The following is an 810-nucleotide window of genomic DNA, read 5'->3' on the forward strand; positions in this document are numbered from 1 at the left end:
GCACCCTGGTCACGTGGAACGCCACCGCTGAACATTACCCGCTGGAGCAGAGCATCCAGCAACTGATCGAGGCCCAGGTGCAGCGCACCCCGGATGCCCCGGCGCTGGCCTTCGGCGAGACGCGCCTGAGCTACGCCCAGCTCAACGCCCGCGCCAACCGCCTGGCCCATCGCCTGATCGCCCTGGGTGTCGGCGCGGATGTGCTGGTGGGCATCGCGGTGGAGCGTTCGGTGGAGATGGTGGTCGGTTTGCTGGCCATCCTCAAGGCCGGTGGCGCCTACGTGCCGCTGGACCCGGAATACCCCGAAGAGCGCCTGCGCTACATGATCGAGGACAGCGGCGTGCAACTGCTGCTGACCCAGAGCCACCTGCAACTGCCGCTGGCCGAAGGCGTGCAGACCCTGGCGCTGGACCTGGAACCGGGCGCCGATGACGCGCGCAACCCGAACGTGGCGGTGGCCCCTGAAAACCTGGCCTATGTGATCTACACCTCCGGCTCCACAGGCCGGCCGAAAGGCGCGGGCAACCGCCATTCGGCCCTGGTCAACCGACTGTGCTGGATGCAGCAGGCCTATCGACTGGATGCTCGCGACAGCGTGTTGCAGAAAACGCCGTTCAGCTTCGACGTGTCGGTGTGGGAGTTCTTCTGGCCCTTGATGACCGGTGCGCGACTGGTGGTTGCCGCGCCGGGTGATCATCGCGACCCGGCCCGTCTGGTCGAGCTGATCACCGGCGAAAACATCACCACGCTGCACTTCGTGCCGTCGATGCTCCAGGCGTTCCTGCAAGACAGCGGCGTGCCGCGCTGCA

General features: G+C 66.9%; 1 protein-coding gene. It reads left to right on the forward strand.

What is annotated here, in order from left to right:
* A partial coding sequence (locus INQ47_RS25615) for an AMP-binding protein (protein WP_404702899.1) occupies positions 1-810 on the forward strand: 810 nt, incomplete at both ends.

This window comes from Pseudomonas sp. 3HC3 (genome assembly GCF_044904505.1).
Taxonomy (GTDB): domain Bacteria; phylum Pseudomonadota; class Gammaproteobacteria; order Pseudomonadales; family Pseudomonadaceae; genus Aquipseudomonas; species Aquipseudomonas putida_Y.